At 64.6% G+C, this 17,503-nt stretch carries 10 protein-coding genes and 1 pseudogene; 5 read left to right on the top strand and 6 right to left on the bottom strand.

Annotated features, from left to right (window positions below; all coding sequences use genetic code 11):
- Both AC1P6P_RS20300 and AC1P6P_RS20295 read left to right on the top strand, forming a co-directional pair.
- A partial coding sequence (locus AC1P6P_RS20300; RefSeq protein WP_481404266.1) for a M23 family metallopeptidase occupies nt 1–560 on the top strand: 560 nt, incomplete at its 5' end.
- A 73-nt stretch (nt 561–633) separates the two neighbouring features.
- Nucleotides 634–1,080 (top strand): bactofilin family protein, encoded by a 447-nt coding sequence (locus AC1P6P_RS20295; RefSeq protein ID WP_481404265.1) that lies wholly within the window; start codon nt 634–636, stop codon nt 1,078–1,080.
- 65 nt (nt 1,081–1,145) lie between these two features.
- On the opposite strand, the gene prfB is transcribed toward AC1P6P_RS20295, so the two are convergent.
- Nucleotides 1,146–2,277, bottom strand: a protein-coding gene (gene prfB, locus AC1P6P_RS20290; protein ID WP_481404264.1) for a peptide chain release factor 2 whose coding sequence is annotated in 2 segments (ribosomal slippage) — nt 1,146–2,210 and nt 2,212–2,277 — 1,131 coding nt in all. Because the reading frame shifts where the segments join, the coding sequence is not laid out codon by codon here.
- A gap of 364 nt (nt 2,278–2,641) precedes the next feature.
- Here prfB and AC1P6P_RS20285 point away from each other — a divergent pair.
- On the top strand, nt 2,642–4,762 hold the full coding sequence (locus AC1P6P_RS20285) for an outer membrane beta-barrel protein (RefSeq protein WP_481404263.1): 2,121 nt from the start codon (nt 2,642–2,644) through the stop codon (nt 4,760–4,762).
- A 71-nt stretch (nt 4,763–4,833) separates the two neighbouring features.
- Here AC1P6P_RS20285 and AC1P6P_RS20280 read toward each other — a convergent pair whose 3' ends face one another.
- Nucleotides 4,834–5,361, bottom strand: a complete 528-nt coding sequence (locus AC1P6P_RS20280) for a glycine zipper family protein (protein ID WP_481404262.1) — start codon at nt 5,359–5,361, stop codon at nt 4,834–4,836.
- Between the two features lie 315 nt (nt 5,362–5,676).
- On the opposite strand from AC1P6P_RS20280, the gene AC1P6P_RS20275 reads away from it, so the two are divergent.
- Complete coding sequence (locus AC1P6P_RS20275; RefSeq protein WP_481404261.1) at nt 5,677–7,077, top strand: methyl-accepting chemotaxis protein; 1,401 nt, start codon at nt 5,677–5,679, stop codon at nt 7,075–7,077.
- Between the two features lie 62 nt (nt 7,078–7,139).
- Here the strand turns inward: AC1P6P_RS20275 and AC1P6P_RS20270 are convergent, their stop codons facing one another.
- The 4 genes from AC1P6P_RS20270 to AC1P6P_RS20255 all read right to left on the bottom strand — a co-directional run bounded on the left by AC1P6P_RS20270 (nt 7,140) and on the right by AC1P6P_RS20255 (nt 16,211).
- A complete protein-coding gene (locus tag AC1P6P_RS20270) occupies nt 7,140–8,987 on the bottom strand; it encodes a chloride channel protein (protein ID WP_481404260.1) in 1,848 nt (615 codons plus the stop codon).
- A gap of 67 nt (nt 8,988–9,054) precedes the next feature.
- Nucleotides 9,055–11,706, bottom strand: a complete 2,652-nt coding sequence (locus AC1P6P_RS20265) for a penicillin-binding protein 1A (RefSeq protein WP_481404259.1) — start codon at nt 11,704–11,706, stop codon at nt 9,055–9,057.
- 40 nt (nt 11,707–11,746) lie between these two features.
- The gene (locus AC1P6P_RS20260; RefSeq protein WP_481404258.1) at nt 11,747–13,060 is read right to left on the bottom strand and encodes an N-acetylmuramoyl-L-alanine amidase; all 1,314 of its coding nucleotides are present in this window, start codon (nt 13,058–13,060) and stop codon (nt 11,747–11,749) included.
- Between the two features lie 133 nt (nt 13,061–13,193).
- The gene (locus AC1P6P_RS20255) at nt 13,194–16,211 is read right to left on the bottom strand and encodes a TonB-dependent receptor plug domain-containing protein (protein ID WP_481404257.1); all 3,018 of its coding nucleotides are present in this window, start codon (nt 16,209–16,211) and stop codon (nt 13,194–13,196) included.
- Nucleotides 16,212–16,853: 642 nt separating this feature from the next.
- On the opposite strand from AC1P6P_RS20255, the pseudogene AC1P6P_RS20250 reads away from it, so the two are divergent.
- A pseudogene (locus AC1P6P_RS20250) lies at nt 16,854–17,503 on the top strand (ribonuclease E/G); the annotation flags it as partial.

Below are 17,503 nucleotides of genomic sequence, written 5' to 3'. Positions count from 1 at the left end.
GTTCCGAAGGCGGCATGGGCGGCCCCGAAATACCGCTCTCGGCGGTGTCGATCGAAGGCATCAACGATGTCCCCTTCCAACAGGCCTATCTGAAATCCTCGGCGCAGCTGACCGAAATGACCGCGCTGCTCGGCGGTATGAAGCATGTCCCGCTGACGACGCCGGTCGCCGGCCCCTCGTTCGAGCGGACCAGCGGTTTCGGTGCCCGCGTCGATCCGTTTACCGGCCGTTATGCGTTCCACCCCGGCATCGACTGGTCGGGGCCGACCGGCGCCATCGTGCGCTCGACGGCCCCCGGCGTGGTCGTCTGGGCCGACGTGCGCGGCGGCTATGGTAAGATGGTGGAAATCAATCACGGCTACGGTATCCATACGAGATACGCACATCTGTCATCGATCCTGGTGCATGTTGGGGCCAGGGTGGGGGAAGGTGCACCGGTCGGAAAACTTGGGTCGACGGGGCGCAGTACCGGACCGCATGTCCATTACGAGATCTGGTACGACGATGTGGTGAGGAACCCGAGAAACTTCATCGAGGCAGGGCGATATGTTTTCCAGTAAAAAAGACGAAAAAGTCAGTATCCCGGCGCCTCCGCCGCCGATGCAAAGTCCGGCGGCCGTGCGCAAACCGCGGGTGCCTTCGGCCCCGTCCATCATCAGCGGCGACCTCGTCGTCGTCGGCACGCTCAAGTCGAGCGGCGACGTCCAGATCGACGGCCGCATCGAGGGCGACGTCTATGCCGCCAATCTGGTGATCGGCGAGAAGGCCTTCATCCACGGCGATATCGCGGCGGAAGAAGTCGCCGTCCGCGGCCGCGTCGAAGGTGCCATCCGCGCCCGCAAGGTGCTGCTCGCCTCCACCTGCCGCGTCCAGGGCAACATCCTGCACGAGGCCTTCGCGGTGGAAACCGGCGCCTATTTCGACGGTAACTGCCGCCACGCCGACAACCCGCTGGCCGACGTCGCCGAGAAGCTCGAGCAAGCCGCTGCGGCGCATGCTCCGGCCGCGCCGACGCCGACCGCCACGCTGGTGTCGCGCCCGGCCGCCACCGCCGCCACCTTCACGCCGCTGAAGTCGTAAGCGGTTCATACGAACAAGAACCCCGCTGCGGGCGACCGCGGCGGGGCTTTCGGCGCCGGAACGGACTACTCCAGATCCTCGATCGCTTCGGTCTTCTTGCCGCCGATGGCTTGCGCCAGGGCTGCGGCCATGAAGGGGTCGAGGTCGCCATCGAGCACGTCGTCGGGCGAGCGGCTTTCCACGCCGGTGCGCAAATCCTTCACCAGTTGGTAGGGCTGCAGCACATAAGAGCGGATCTGGTGGCCCCAGCCGATCTCGGACTTCTCGCCGACGAAGGCGCCGGTCTCGTCCTGCTTCTTCTTCAGCTCGATCTCGTAGAGGCGCGAGCGCAGCATCTCCCAGCAATTGGCGCGGTTCTGGTGCTGGCTGCGTTCGGTCTGGCACGACACCGCGATGTTGGTCGGCAGGTGGGTGATGCGGACCGCGCTTTCGGTCTTGTTGACGTGCTGGCCGCCGGCGCCGGACGCACGATACACGTCGATGCGCACATCCTTTTCCGGAATGTCGATCTCGATGGTCTGGTCGATCACCGGATAGATCGTCACCGACGAGAACGAGGTGTGCCGGCGCGCGTTGGCGTCGAACGGCGAAATGCGCACCAGGCGATGCACCCCCTGCTCCGACTTCAGCCAGCCATAGGCGTTGGGTCCCTTGATCAGCAGCGTCGCCGACTTGATGCCGGCGCCCTCGCCTTCACTCTCTTCCAGCCACTCGAGCTTGTAGCCCTTCTTCTCGGCCCAGCGCGTGTACATGCGCAACAGCATCTCGGCCCAGTCCTGGCTTTCGGTGCCGCCGGCGCCGGCATGGATTTCGAGGTAGGTGTCGTTGCCGTCGGCTTCGCCCGACAGCATGGATTCGAGCCGCATCTGCTCGGCGCGACGGGCCAGCGCCGTCACCGAGGCTTCGCCGTCGGCGATCATGGCGGCATCGCCCTCGGCTTCGGCCATTTCGATCAGGCCGGTGGCGTCGGTGAGCTCGCCTTCGATCTTGCGGATGGTGGAGAGGGATTCTTCGAGCCGCTGACGCTCGCGCATCATCTTCTGGGCCGCAACGGGATCGTTCCAGATGGCGGCGTCTTCGGCTTTGGCGTTCAGTTCATCGAGGCGGCGGACGGACTTGTCCCAGTCAAAGATGCCTCCTCAGCAGGGCGACCGCCTGCTGGATTTCGGAGATGGCGCGTTCGGTTTCGGGGCGCATGGCGTTCCAGATGAAGGGTTGGGCTGCCGGATATAGGGTCTCAAGCCCGCAAGTGCAAATCCGGCCGGGGCGCAATATCTAGCGTCCGGAGGCCACGAAATGCACGAGCGATTGATCGTTATTTTCCGGTTTCCGCGCTTTTCTCTATCCCCAGGTACATTCGTTTTCAAATTTCCGCGGGTGGGGACCGTCGCCATTCACTCTGACACGCAGCGGGCGTGCCTTTAATAGAAGTCGGAAGCGCCAGCAGAATCGCAAGGGGCGCGGGCGGATTTTCACGTTCGCCGGGCTTCATTTCGCCGACTTAAGTGGCGCAGCGGCAACATTCGTACCATCGTTGTGGGCGCCGGAGCTGGGGGCAACAATGGCGTTATACAGGCGGTGGACCTGCGTCGGGCTGGGCTTGTGCGCCTGGGCCTCAGTCGCGCCAGCGGTGTGGGCCGACCCGGCGACGGAAACCGTCAGTGTCACCGGCTTCAGGCCGTCGGTGCAGGTGCTGCCCGACCGCACCGTCTACACGCTTGAAAACGAAGTTCAAAAAGCGAGCGGCTCGCTCAGCGACGTCGTGCACAACCTGCCGCTGGTCGAAGTCGATCCGCAGGGCAACGTCACGCTGCGCGGCAACGCGGTGACCATCCTGGTTGACGGCAAGCCGTCGCCGCTGTTCGCCAACAATCCCGGCGACGCCCTGCAGCAGATTCCAGCAAGCGCGGTGGAGCGCATCGAAGTCATCACCAATCCGCCGGCGGAATTCCACGCCGAGGGCACCGGCGGCGTCATCAACATCGTGATGAAGAAAGATCGTGACCTGCCGGCGCAAGGCATCGTCCGCGCCGCGATCGGCAGTGAGGGACGGGTCAACGGCTCGCTGTCCGGCAACGCCGCGCTCGACGGCATCAAGCTCAACGGCATCTACAGCGAGCGGCGCGATGGCAGCCGGAGCGAAAATGCCACGGTGCGCAGCGACGGCACGAGCCCGGTGTCGTCGCAGACCGTGACCTCGCATTGGCGTTATGCCGGACGCTTCGCCACAATGACCGCCAGCACCACTGCCGCCCACAACGATTTCGAGGTCAGCGGCCTCTATTACGCGTGGAGTGGGCGAATGGATTCGTTCGAGCGCGCGATTTCCGATGCGGATGCGACCGACATTTCCCGCGACGGCTTCGAACGGTTCCATAACGCCGGCGCCCAAGCCAGCTTCAACTATGGCCATAGCTTCGCCGCGGAGGGCGAGAAACTCAGCCTGGCGCTCTCCCACTACGGCTGGTGGAATGTGGCCGACACCGACTACGTCAATACCGATACCGCAAGCGGCTTCGCCAATTACTGGCAATCGCGCCTCGAGCGCTCGCGCGGCGGCAACACCAATCTCAAGACCAGTTATGTCCTGCCGCTGCCGGGGCAGGGCGAATTCGGCACCGGATACGAACTCGATATCAATACCAGCCGCGCCGACAATGTCGGGCTTTGGCGCGACGCGACGATGGCAGATTGGAGCCAAGACGCCGATTTCACCAATATCTTCGATTTCCAACGCACCACCCATTCCGGATATGCCACCTATCGCCAGAAGTTCGGCCGCTTCGGCGTCAAGGGCGGGCTCAGATTGGAACAGGATTTTCTCACCACCACGCTCGTCACCACGGGCGAACGCCACCAGAGCGAGACGCTTGGCATTTTTCCAAGCTTGTTTCTCACCTACAGCCTCACCGATACGCAGCAATTCGGCGTGTCGTATAGCCGCCGCATCCAACGGCCGGGCGCCGACTTGCTCAATCCGGCGCGGCAATCCTGGGATACCTTCAACGTTCAAAGCGGCAACCCGCTGCTCAAGCCGCAGATGGTCGACTCGATCGAGACCAGCTACCACGACGTCGGCGAAAACACGGATATTGTGGCGACCGGCTATTATCGCGCCACCTACAAAGCCTTCGCCCAGATTTACCGCGCCCTGTCCGATTCAGTGGTTCTCGAGACCACAGACAATCTCGCCCATCAGATGGCCGCCGGCTTCGACGTCAATCTCAACACCAAGCTGTTGGCCGATCTTTCGCTGCGCACGTCGGGAAGCCTCGCCTATACCGAATTCAATCCTGGCGCCTTGAGCCTCGACGCCAAGCAATCGCGGCTCGGCTGGAGCATCCGCGGCGGACTCGACTGGAAGATCACGCCCGACGACCAGCTTCAGTTCAACGCCGGCTATTTCGGCAAGCAGCGCTACAACACGCTCGCCATTGCGCCCCATTTTTACGGCAGCTTCGCCTTCAAGCACCGCTTCGAGCGCGATTTGTCGGGACTGTTCACGGTGCGTAATCTGTTCGAATCCAGCAGAGATCAGACCGTCGATACGCCGGGCGTGCACCAGGATACGCACGCCCGCCCGACCGACCGCGTGTTGTTCCTTGGCCTCGTCTACACCTTCGGCGGCGCCCAGGACCAAGCCATGTCGGTCGACGAAGGCGCGGCACCGGGCGGGCGGTGAGCGGTCGGCGGCGTAAACGCCTGTGCCTGAGAAACTCTGAATGTATGGTGATGGCTGGGTGCCGCGGCGCTTCAATCCCGCGGTTGCGGCGGTGGCGGATCGTCGTCCCGGGGCGGTGGCGGCCCGTAATCGTCGCGGGGCGGCGGGCCGTAGTCGCGATCGCGGCGGTGCCTGTAACCGAACGGCGGCGGGACGTCGTTGCCTTTGGCGGCCATGCATTGGGCGTAGGCGAGATCGTATTGGCGTTGCAGCCGGTACTGCGAGCGCTCGGTGTCGTTGGCGCCGTACGCCGAGCCGGCGACACCGCCCGCAGCCGCGCCGATACCAGCCCCGTTGCCGCCGCCCACCGCCCCGCCGAGGGCTGCGCCGAGTCCGGCACCGATAATGGTCGACAGGATGGCGTGGTCGTTAGTGTTCTGGGCCCGCCCCGCCACCCGCCCATTGGCAAAATCGCGGCAGGCGTAATCATCCTGCTGGAACGCGTTCCAGGATTTGCCGGCGCCGGGCGCCACGGGAACATCCGGCCCGTCTGGCTGGGTGGCGCACCCTGCAACCATGAACGCCGCGATAATACTGGCCGCAACAGCCGTCGTGTTCATCAGATAACCTCCGACACCGTCCGCAGGCGAGCGCGGACAGGATGGAAACGGCTACAGAGGCTCTCTGGTTCAAGCCCACGCAATGGCTCAATAGACGTACATTCAGTGTGCTGATGATCCCATGCGCCGGAGCGGCCCGGCACAATCGACAGGAGAAATCGCGATCGAAATCGGTTCTCAAGCACCCGATCGTACGCAGTTTCACGGATCGGGCCGCCGAATTCACGCTTTGTTAGACGCCATTGTCCACGATCAAGCCCAATTCCATGCCGACCCCGCCCCGCGGGTCGCCCCATAAGCTTGAGGAAAATGAAAATGTCGTTTTGGCGCCGCGATAACAGTGCCCAGGCCGTGTTGAACGCGCTCGACAGCTCGCTGGCGATCATCGAATTCACGCCTGACGGCAAGATCCTCAGGGCAAATGCCAACTTCTGCAATGCGCTCGGCTATTCTTCGGGCGAAATCGTCGGTCAGCACCACAGCCTGTTTGTCGAACCGGCCTATGCGCAAAGCCCCGAGTACCGTGGCTTCTGGGACAAGCTGCGCCGGGGCGAATTCGATGCGCAGCAATACCTGCGGATCGGCAAGGGCGGCCGCAAGGTCTGGATTCAGGCGACCTACAATCCCGTACGCGGCGCAAACGGAAACGTCGAGAAGGTCATCAAGATCGCGACCGACATCACCACGCGCGTCAATGCGGTAATCGCGATCGGCGACGCCCTCGCTGGTCTTGCCGGCGGCAAGCTCGACCGGCGCATCGACATGGCCTTCCCCGCCGACCTGGAAAAAATCCGCAACGACTTCAACCAGGCCGCCGAGGCGCTGCAAAACGCGATGAGCCGGGTCGCTGCGAGCACCCACACCATCGCGAATGCGGCCGGCGAGATCGGCAGTGCGTCCGATGATCTGTCGCGGCGCACCGAGCAGCAGGCCGCGAGCCTGGAGGAAACCGCTGCCGCGCTGGAAGAGATCACCGCCTCCGTCAAGACCGCGGCGAGCAACGCGCGCGAAGCCTCCAACACCATCGGCGCTACCAAGGCGGCCGCCGAACAGGGCGGCCATGTCGTGCAATCGGCCGTCCATGCCATGGACGCGATCGCGCAGTCGTCGCGACAGATCACCGACATCATCGGCGTGATCGACGAAATCGCCTTCCAGACCAATTTGCTGGCGCTCAACGCCGGTGTCGAAGCGGCGCGGGCCGGCGACGCCGGTCGTGGCTTTGCGGTGGTAGCATCGGAAGTGCGGGCACTGGCGCAACGTTCGTCGGAAGCGGCCAAGCAGATCAAAACCCTGATCAAAACCTCAAGCGAACAAGTCGAATCCGGCGTCAAGCTGGTCGGCCAATCCGGCGACGTTCTGAAGCGCATCATCGAGCAGGTCGTGGAAATCGACGGCCTCGCCCGTGGCAGCGCCGAAGCCGGCCAGCAACAAGCCGCCGGCATCGAGGAAGTGAATGCCGCCGTGGCACAGATGGATCAGGTCACCCAGCAGAACGCCGCAATGGTGGAACAATCCACGGCGGCGGCGCGCAACCTGTCAGGCGAATCCAAGGTGCTGATCGACCTGATCGGCTTTTTCTCGACCGGCGAGACCGTACGTCCCGTCGCCAAACGCCCCGTGCTGAAGGCCGTCCCCACCAAGGTCGCAGCCGCCGGCGGCAGCCGCAAGCCCGCTCCGGCCCCATCCAGCGACGGCGACTGGACCGAGTTCTAAAGCGTCGGGCGTTTAAACTCGGTGCCTGCCATCGACCTGAGGCGAATTTAAAGTCCGTTGCTTTAGCGTCCACGCGGCAGTTCGGTGGCGGAGTGGAGGTTACTCCCCGTTTCGTTGGCGCGGATGCGTTCCAGTTCGTGGGTGTAGCGCTTAAGGGCGTAAGCCTCGGTCAGGTAGCCGACCGGGCGACGATCGCTCCAGGAAGCCAGCACCGGCAGCGTTTCGCTCTGGGTTTCTTCCAAGCGGCGCAGCGCCAGGCGCACGTCGTCGCCGGGGACCAGGAACTGGTCGGGGTTCTGCGCCAAGTCACCCGACACCAGGCCGGGCAAGGCATCATCGATCTCGGGATCGTGGACGTCGACAATGTCGATCCGTCCGGTGTAGGCGCCGCTGCGTCCGACCGCGAACAGCCACTTGGTACTGCCCGGCGGGAACTGGGCGCGCAGCGCCAGCACCGGCGTGTTATCGGCAACAATCCGCGGGTCGGAGCGCATCAGCCGCCCGACCGTCAACTCGGCGATCCAGCCAATGTCGTGGCCGCCGCGGATGGCCAGTCCGCGCATGTGGAAGCGCCACGTCGCGAACGAATAGCCGAACGTCAGCCGCGCGATCGACGAAGCGATGATGACCGCCAGAAACACGCCGATGCTGACCATGAAATCGCCGGTCGCTTCGAGGGTCAGGAACACCATCGTCATCGGCGCCCCGATGATGGCGGCGGCGACGGCTCCCATGCCGGCGAGCATGAACGCTGCCCGCTCTGACGCCACTTCGGGCAGCGCCAGCGCCGCCAGTTGCACGAACGCCGCGCCGAACACCGCGCCCAGCAGCAGCGACGAGGAGAACAGTCCGCCGCGAAACCCCGAGCCGATCGAAATCGCCGACGCCAAGATCTTCGCCAGCAGGAACCCGAGCAGCAGCAGCCACGGCAATTGGCGGTCGAAATGAAACTGGATGGCGCCGTGGCCGCTGCCCAACACCTGCGGGAACACGAGTGCGATAAGCGTCAACACCAGCCCGCCGATCGCAGGGCGCAGCCACGAGGGCACACGGCTGGCTCGCAGCGCCCTCTCCGTCCAGGTCACGCAGCGCATGGTGAGGATGGCGATACCGGCGGCTGCCACGCCCATCGCGGCAAACAGGTAATAGCTGACCGGCAGCAGCGCGGTGGCGTCGGCGACCGTGAACAGTGCGGCGGAATGATTGAGCGCGCGCGCCACCAGCGTGGCAGAGACGCACGCCACGCTCACCGGCGCCAGCGCCCGCGCGGTATAGCCCCCAAGGATCAGCTCGAAGCCGTAGAAGGCGCCGGCTAGCGGCGCGTTGAAGGCGGCCGCGATCGCCGCGCCGGCACCGGCGGTCACGAACACGCGCAAATCGCTGCGGCGCAGGCGAAAGAACTGGCCGACCACCGACACGATGCCGGCGCCGAGCTGGGTGTATCCCGCTTCCATGCCGAGCGAGGCGCCCGATCCGTTCGAGATCAGCGTAGTCCACGCCAGCCGGGCGGAATCCCGGAGCGACATGCGGCCGCCGAGCAGCGCATTGGCTTCGATGGGGTCGACGATTTCCGCCGTCCTCCGTCGCCGCGTCAGGTAGCGAAACGCGCCGAGGAGCAGGCCGCCCAGCACCGGCACAACCGCGATGCGCCACGGCGCGATGCCGTTTCCAGTCGAGAGAAACTGGCCGTCGGCAAGTCCGAAGCACACCTGGTGCAGAAGCAGCACCGTGACGTGCAGGAAATCGATGACGAGACCCACCAGGGCACCGAGCACGGCACACAGAAAGATCTGCGCCGGCTCGCTGCCGCGCACCACCGGCCTGAGGGCGATCGCACGGACCTTGGCGCGCCACGTCAAGGCCCGCAAACGGGCCAAAATCGGCGAGAGGCCGTGCTGGTCCGATGTCATTTGCCGTCCGTCAACCCGAGATGCGCGTGCATCTCATGGCATAACGGCAGCGGCGGCGACAGGCCAGTCAGTACAATCCGCCCGTACCCTCTTCGACGCCGGTGGCGCCGTTGGTCGGTGCGGTGGTGCTCGGCTGGTCGCCGCCGATCACCATCGGAGGCGGTGCGCCGGGTTCGCCCGGAGCGGTGCCTTGCTTGAAGGCCTCCAGGATCGAACCGGGCGTGCCGGGCGGCACGACATTGCCGTTAACGCGGTCGACGGTGACGAACTCGATCCCCGGCGGCACGCGGAACGGCGTCGGTGGTTTGTCGGCGAGCGCGCCCTTCATGAAGTCGCGGAAGATCGGCGCCGCCACCGTGGCGCCCTGCTCGCGCTGACCCAGCGTATGCGGATTGTCGAAGCCGACATAGACGCCGGCGGCGAGATCAGGTGAGAAGCCGATGAACCAGACATCGCGGCTGTCGTTGGAGGTGCCGGTCTTGCCGGCGAGCGGCTTGCCGACCGAGGCGACGGTGATGCCGGTGCCGTTCTGCACCACGCCCTGGAGGAACGAGACGATCTGGAAGGCGGTGCGCGGGTCCATGATCTGCTCGCGCGGATCGTCGAGCAGCGGCTCGGCCTGGCCATTGAAGTCGTTGGAATTGCAGCCGTCGCACTTGCGCTCGTCGTGGCGCCAGATGGTGTGGCCGTTGCGGTCCTGAATCTGGTCGACCAGCGACGGCTGGATGCGCTTGCCGCCGTTGACGAACTCGGCAAAGCCGGTGGTCATCCGAAGCAGCGTCGTGCCCGTCGAGCCGAGCGAGTTGGCCAGAAGCGGATCGAGATGATTGTAAACGCCGAAGCGTTCGGCGATCGGGGTGATCTTGTCCATGCCGACGGCCTGTGCCAGACGCACGGTCATCAAATTCTTCGACAGCACGATGCCGCGCCGCATGGTGGCGAGCCCGATAAAGTGCTTCTCGAAGTTTTCCGGACACCACATCGGCATGCCCGGCCCCTGCTGCATGCAGAACGGCGCATCGAGGATTTTCGCAGTCGGCGTGAAGCCGTTGTCGAGCGCGGCGGCATAAACGAACGGCTTGAAGGTCGAACCCGGCTGCCGCAGCGCCTGCATGGCGCGGTCGTACTGGCTGGAATCGTAGGAGAAGCCGCCCGACAGCGCCAGGACGCGGCCGGTATGCGGATCGAGCGCGATGATGCCGCCGTTGACCTCGGGCACCTGCCTCAGGCCGTAATTGCCGCGGCTGTCGATCGGCTCGACGTAGATCACGTCGCCGACCTTGAGCGCGACCTGCGGCTTGGCAGGCGACGGACCGACCTCGGCGTTGGGAAGTTGCGGCCGGGCCCAGGCGAGTTCCTTGAACGGAATGATGGCGCCGTTGCCGTTCGACAGGCCGATGCGCACATCATTGCCGCGATAGCCGAGCACGACGGCGATGTCCCAGGTCTCGATGCCGGAATGGTTGCCGAGATCGGTGAGCGCGGTTTTCCAGTCGCCGGTGACGTCGATGGTTTTCTTGGCGCCGCGCCAGCCGTGGCGGCGGTCGTAGCGCACCAGGCCCATGCGCAGCGCGTTGACGGCGTAGTTCTGCATCCGCGTGTCGAGCGAGGACCGCACCTGCAAGCCGCCGTCGTAAAGCTGCGAACCGCCGAACTTGGCATAAAGCGAGCGGCGCACTTCCTCCACGAAATACTGCGCGTCCTGCGTCTGCGATCCGAGCGGGCGGGTGTTGGCGCGCAAGGGTTCGGCCTTGGCCGCCTCGGCCTGCTCGTGGGTGATGTAGCCGTTCTCTTCCATTTGGCCGATCACCCAATTGCGCCGGCCGACCGCCGCCTCATAGTGATAGCGCGGATCGTAATGGCTCGGCGCCTTGGGCAGCGCCGCCAGGAACGCCACTTCGGAGATCGTCAGTTCATCCAACGATTTGCCGAAATAGTTCAGCGCCGCGGCGGCGACGCCATAGGAGTTCTGGCCGAGATTGATCTGGTTGAGATACAGCTCGAGGATCTTGTCCTTCGAGTAGGTGGAATCGATGCGCAGCGCCAGCACCGCTTCCTGGATCTTGCGCTTGAGCTTGATCTTGGAGCGGTCGAGCAGGAAGCCGCCGGCCACCTGCTGGGTGATGGTGGAGGCGCCTTCCGGCCGCCGCCCGGTTGCCACCTTGCCGACGTCCTTGATCGCGGCGCGCACGATGCCCGACACGTCGATACCGGGGTGAGTGTAGAAATTGCGGTCCTCGGCCGAGGTGAAGGCGTTGATCACCAGCTTGGGCACGAAGGCGATGGGCACGAACACGCGGCGCTCGCGGGCATACTCGCCGAGCAGCGTGCCGTCACCGGCATAAACGCGGGTCGTCACCGGCGGGGCGTAATTCTGCAGATCCTTGACGCCCGGCAGGTCGCGCGTCACCCACCAGACGTAGCCCAGCGTCGACAGCCCGACGATGCCGATGAAGACCAGCGCGCCGAGCCCGGCATAGAGCGCGACGCGGCGGTTCCAGAAGCGCTTGACCGACCCCAGCGCCGGCAGACGCACGTTCGGCAGCCGGATGCGGGCCTGACGGCGCGGACCGGGTTCGCCCTCGGCGTTACGCTCGCCAAAGCCCTCGGGGCGCACCAATTCCCACTCGGTCGGCTCGTCGTGCGGGGCCGGGCGCGGCGGCCTTTGCTGACCGGGGACGTGGCCTGGCCGCGGGAGATCGTCTGAATCGTTGCTCATGAGGACTTATGGAAAACCGCTTTGTTGCTCAGCGCCACACTCAAGGAGTACGGCCCGTTTCCGGACCGGCGTCCGCTGCGGTCATGAGCTGATGGTCCACGGCCGCCGCAATGGCGCGGGCAACTCTAGCGCGCCAGGCGTCGGTTTGCATCCTCTTCGCTTCCTCGGGATTGGTCAGATAACCCAATTCAATCAACACCGAGGGCACATCCGGGGACTTCAGAACAGCAAATGCCGCACCGCGGTGCGGCTTGACCGGCTGGACCGTCGTGGCGTCGCGCAGTTCGACAATCGCCGCCTCAGCGAAACGTGACGATTTGTTCATGGTGTCCCGACGCGCCAGCGCCATCAGGATCGAGGCGACATCGGCATCTTCGGACGAGCGTTCGACGCCGTTGCGCTTGTCGGCCTCGTTTTCCTTTTTCGCCAGGGCCTGGGCGGCGGCATCGGAGCCGGTTTCCGACAGCGTGTAGATCGTCAATCCCGACGTGCTCGGATTGGGGTGCGAATCGGCATGGATGGAGATCATCAGATCGGCCTTCCAGCTCTGCGCGATCGCCCGCCGCTGCGGCAACGCCACCGCGAAATCGCTATCGCGTGTCATATGCACGGTGTAGCCCCTCGCCTGCAGCACCCGCTGAAGCTGCAGCGCCTCGGCCAGCACCAGATCCTTTTCCTGGATGCCGTCCTCGGAATGGGTGCCGGGGTCGGGACCGCCATGACCGGGGTCGATGACGATCACCTTCTTGATACGGCTCTGCACCGGCGGCGGATTATGCGGCAGGGCGGCAAGCTGGGCGGCATTCTCGCGCGCCCGGAGGTCGGCCGGCCAGCCGGCGGAGCGGTCGAACTTGGCCTGGGTGGTCGGGAACAGATCGAACACGACGCGATAGCCGGAGCCGTTCTGCGGATCGAGCACCATCGGCTCGCCGACCGCGACCGGCTGGGCCAGATCGATGACGAAGCGCGAATTGCCCGGCCGGAAGGTGCCGTAGCGATAGGTGCGCACCGCCCCGAAGCCGCCCGGGCGCGGCGGGCCATCGAGGTGCCAGCGCACCGACGGCATATCGATCACCACCCGGTTGGGATTGCTGAGCGTGAAGGTGCGCATCGCGACCGGCTCGGAAATCTCGACCACGAAGCGCGTGCGGTCGTCGTGCTCGCCCATGCGCACGCCCATCACGAGCGGCTCGTGCCCTGGCTGGGCTGCCGGCGGCGGATGGGCATCGGTGCGGGAGCCGTCGCGCAGAACGGTATTGATCACGTCATCGACGGATTGGGGGGCTTGCGCTGCAGCCGTGCCGATGCACAGGCAAGCCAAGGCGGCAAACGCGCATTCCCGTACCAGTCGCATGACAATCGGACCGCCTCTGCCCCGAACGCCGACTATGGACATAAACCATTTCCGGCCCGTTAGCACAGCCCTGCGGATGAAAATGGCGGGCCCGGCGACCCGCCATGTCCACAGCTTAATATGTATGGCCGCGTTACCAGGGCAGCGACGGCACGCCGTGCTCGGTATCGACGGTCAGGCCGACATAGAAAACGCGGCCCAACGGCTCGACCGGATAGCCTGAGCTGCCCGGCCCCGGCTCCTGATAGAACAGGTTGTTGATGCCGAAATAACCCCGGTACTCGGGGGCGAAGCGGTAGCCGACCTGCAGATTGGAAACGTTCTTCGCCGGATAATACTTGTACTGCTCGGCGACGCGATCGGGCGCGGCGTCGTTGACGATGTGCGAATAGCGCAGCGTGCGCGAGAACCAGTCGAGGTTATAGCGCACATCAAAGTCGCCGAAGGTCCAGTTGAGGTCGAACGACAGCTGCCATTTCGGCGCCCCGCTCTCGGCCACCTGATACTCCGGCTTTTCGCCCGGCAACGGCGTCAGGTAGAGCGAATTGAGGTAATTGCCGATCAGGTGGGCATCGAAGACGCCGTAGTCCTCGGCGATGCCGAAATCCTTGGGATCGAGATGATAGGTGACGTCGAAATCGACACCCGCGGTTTCGTAGGACGCGACATTGATCTGGGTTTCGGTCAGCAGCGTGATCTGGCCCGCCACGCCGGCGTGCGGATCGCGGGTGATGAGGCCGCAGAACGGGTTGGCGATGGTCGACAGGTCGACGCATTTGTCGGCGATCTGCTGGCCATCGGGCGCGGTGATCGCATTGGTGATGATGACGCGATACCAGTCGGCCGACAGCGACAGGTTCTGCACCGGCTGCAGCACGAAGCCGAGCGTCAGGGTGCGGGCGCTTTCCGGCTTCAGGGCGCTGTTGCCGGAGATGAACGTCTTGATCGTGCCCGAGGTCGAAAGGTCGGTCACGCCCGGCGTATAGGGAACCCCGAGGGCGGCGAACAGCGCCGCGCAATTGGCCGAGCGAAAGGACGTGCCGGCATTGACGTTGTTCTTGTCGCAGGGATCGGAAACGTCGGAATAGACCGTCTGCTGCGGCGCGAACAGCTCGCCGATGTTGGGGGCGCGCACGGCAAAGGCATCGGTGCCGCGCAGCCTGATCCAGTCGAACGGCGCCCAGATGCCGCCGAACTTCCAGGTCGTGGTCTGACCGGCGGTGGAATACGACGAATAGCGCACCGCACCGTCGATCGTCAGTTCCTGGATAAAGGGCTGGTTCCTGATCACCGGCAGCGACACTTCCGCGAACGCCTCGCCGACGTTGAACGAGCCCATGGTGTCCTCGGGCTGGTTGTCGAAGGTGTAGCCGGGATACCACGACGGATCGCCCCTGGACGAACTCTTCTCGAAGCGGTACTCGCCGCCGATGACGACGCTCAAGGGGCCGCCGAACAGGACTTCGACCTGCGGGAAGTTGCCCGCCAGCGTACCGGTGAGGACCTGCTGGCTGACGACGCCCAAGGTGTGCAGGTTGGTGGTCATGAATGCCACCGACGCCGCCTGGTTGGCGTACGGCGTGAACGGATTGTAGGGCACGCACCCCGAGTTGGCGCCCGGCGTGAACGACAACTGGCCGTAGGTCGCCGGCGAGGTGTCGGAATAGGCCGGACCATCGCCGAGCACGCCCGCGAGCAGGCCGTAGGTGTCGGGCGGCAGCGCCGACGGATTGAGGTTGGAACGGCAGGTCGCCTGATGGGTGGCGGGATCGATCACCGAATCCATCGCCGCAAAGAAGCGATCTTCCACCCGGATGCCGAGATCGGCGTCGTCGACCGAGGTCTCGCCCCAGACGTAGGAGACGTCGTAGGTCAGGTCCTTGACGACGCTGCCGGCGAATTTCGACAGATCGCCGGTGATGTCGAGCGAGGTGCGGTAGGTATCGCGCGTCACCCGCTCGCGGCGGCGCAGCCCGAGATAGTCGGCACCGAACACGCCGACGCCGGTGTCGCCGGCCAGGATGGCATCGCGAATGTTGGTCGGCAGGAAGGCGTTGTCGGGCATGATGGCGAGGAAATCGTCCCACGGCGGGGTGTTGCGCGAGTCCGAGGTCACCTTGGCGTATTTGAATTCGGCACTGACCTTGAACAGGTCGGAGACATCGTAATGCGCGTCGACCTGGGCGATCTTGCGCGACTGAACCGGGAGGAAATCGCCCTGGGTGACATTCGCCGAGGGCTGGCCGCTGCCGCCGATGGCATCATAGAAATCGTACTCGTTGCCGTGGACATAGGGCTGGCCGTTGCCGGTGAAGTCGGGCGAAAAGGTATTGAGGAAGTCGGTGGAAACCACGCCCGTCACCGCCGACCAGATATAGGTCGCATTCGGAACCGGAACGAGCTGTGGACTGGAGGCGTCGGGATTGGGCACGAAGCGCAGGATTTGTCCCGGCTGGGTGAAGGTGCGGTCGGTGTAGCTGAGGCGGGCTTGCTCGGAGAACTCCAGCGCCGCCGAGATGTTGCCGCGGCCGTCGTCGGTGTTGAGGCCGTAGGCCATCGAGCCCATGAAGGTGTTGCCGCCGCCGTCCTCGGAAAACCCGCCCTGGGCGCGCGCGTGCAGACCCTCAAGATTGCGCTTCATAATGAAATTCACCACCCCTGAAACGCCGTCGGCGCCATAGATGGCCGAGGCGCCCCCAGTGGCGACTTCAACCCGGTCGATCAGCGAGATCGGGATGGTGTTGACGTCCACCGCCGCGTCGCCGGTCGATTCCGAAACGTGGCGCTTGCCGTCGACCAGCACCAGGGTGCGGACGTAGCCGAGATTGCGCAGATCGAGCAGATTGAGGCCCGCCAGCGAGGAGCCGTCGTTCGAGGCCGGCGTGCCATAGCCCGACGTGTCGTAATTGGTCAGCGACGACACCAGTGATGGCAGCTTGGTCAGATAGTCGGTCACATTGGTGGAACCGACGCCGGTAATGTCGGAACTGCCGACCAGCTGCACCGGGTTGGGAAGGTCGTATTCGGAGCGCTGAATCCGGGTGCCGGTCACCACGACCGTCTCGGTCGACTGCGCCAGGGCACCAGCGCCGAGCAGGATCAGCGTCCCGGCGGCGACCGAGCACTGCAATAGATTCGACGACTTGCGCATGGGATATCCCCTCCTCGAGCGGCGCGCCGCCCGGGCCGCCAAAACCGGCGGTGGAGCGGCATCGTTACATACAATTTATGCATGCCGCTTTCCCGGGCAAGACCAGTTAAGACACACTCGCAAGTAATTGACATTTTCCGTGCAAAAAATATCGCTTTATCAATTGTTTAACATATTTTTTTGCGTCTTACTTGCGTTATGTGGCGTCATTGTTGCCGCGATCAGAGGCTGTTTTGCGGTTTTCGCTGTAAGCAGATGTTAACCATCGTGCCTTCAGATAGGCGCCGAAAAGGTGCTGCGATCGGCAAGGCTCCTCTTGCCTCTCACTAGGTGAGCCCCGTACAACACCTTTCAGCTGCTTCGGCGCTGCGCCCCTCGGGGGCGGCGGACGCGGGTCTCCAGGGGGAGGCCCATAGACTTGGCCCACATGGGGCCGTCAGGCGGCTTCTAGCTGGGCGGCATTTGGGCCGCCCGCGTGTGCAAGTGAACGAATGAACGACTTGGCATCCACCCTTACCAACCGGCCTGTGGCACTGCCGCAGGGGGGTGCGCGCCGGTCATATCCCACATCCCAAACAAGGTGGCCCCGAGAGGCCGACGCCATGCGTCGTGCCGGAGCGGACGTGCCGCCTGGAGATTTCGATGCCCAAACGTATGTTAATCGATGCAAGCCACCCGGAAGAAACGCGCGTCGTCGTTCTTGACGGCCAACGGGTTGAGGAATTCGATTTCGAAGCCGCTTCCAAGCGGCCCCTTAAAGGGAACATCTATCTCGCCAAGGTGACCCGCGTGGAGCCGTCGCTGCAGGCGGCCTTCGTCGAGTACGGCGGCAACCGGCACGGCTTCCTCGCCTTCGGCGAAATCCACCCCGATTACTACCAGATCCCCATCGCCGACCGCCAGAAACTCCTCGCCTTGCAGGCCGAGGAAGAAGAACAGGCGAGCCATGAGGCCGAAGAGGACGAGGCGCCGGACGCACCGCACGAAGCCGAGGCTGCGAACAGCGAAGGCGCTGAGCCCGCCCAGGCGCTTGAGATCAAACCGATCGAGATCATTTCCGCGCCCCCGCCGGCCGAAGACGAGCCCGCGGGCGAAATTCTCGACGAAGCCCCCGGCATTATCGACGCGCTGAGCGAGGTGCTGGTCTCTGAACCCGGCTTCGCGCCGGACCCCGAGGCACCGGCGGATGATTCCGCCGTGGAGGCCATGCCGGCCGAAATCGCGGCCGAAGCGCAAGCCGAAGGTGAGAACGGCGAACCCGCCGCCTATGCCGGTGACGCGCAGGTCGAGAC

The sequence above is a fragment of the Rhizomicrobium sp. genome (genome assembly GCF_056722145.1).
This window is presented reverse-complemented; position numbering and strand designations above follow the sequence as displayed.

Bases quoted from the DNA above. Each gene is read 5' to 3' on its own strand.
- AC1P6P_RS20285 (WP_481404263.1), top strand. From the start codon at position 2,642: ATGGCGTTATACAGGCGGTGGACCTGCGTCGGGCTGGGCTTGTGCGCC.
- AC1P6P_RS20280 (WP_481404262.1), bottom strand. From the start codon at position 5,361: ATGAACACGACGGCTGTTGCGGCCAGTATTATCGCGGCGTTCATGGTT.
- AC1P6P_RS20275 (WP_481404261.1), top strand. From the start codon at position 5,677: ATGTCGTTTTGGCGCCGCGATAACAGTGCCCAGGCCGTGTTGAACGCG.
- AC1P6P_RS20270 (WP_481404260.1), bottom strand. From the start codon at position 8,987: ATGACATCGGACCAGCACGGCCTCTCGCCGATTTTGGCCCGTTTGCGG.
- AC1P6P_RS20265 (WP_481404259.1), bottom strand. From the start codon at position 11,706: ATGAGCAACGATTCAGACGATCTCCCGCGGCCAGGCCACGTCCCCGGT.
- AC1P6P_RS20260 (WP_481404258.1), bottom strand. From the start codon at position 13,060: ATGCGACTGGTACGGGAATGCGCGTTTGCCGCCTTGGCTTGCCTGTGC.
- AC1P6P_RS20255 (WP_481404257.1), bottom strand. From the start codon at position 16,211: ATGCGCAAGTCGTCGAATCTATTGCAGTGCTCGGTCGCCGCCGGGACG.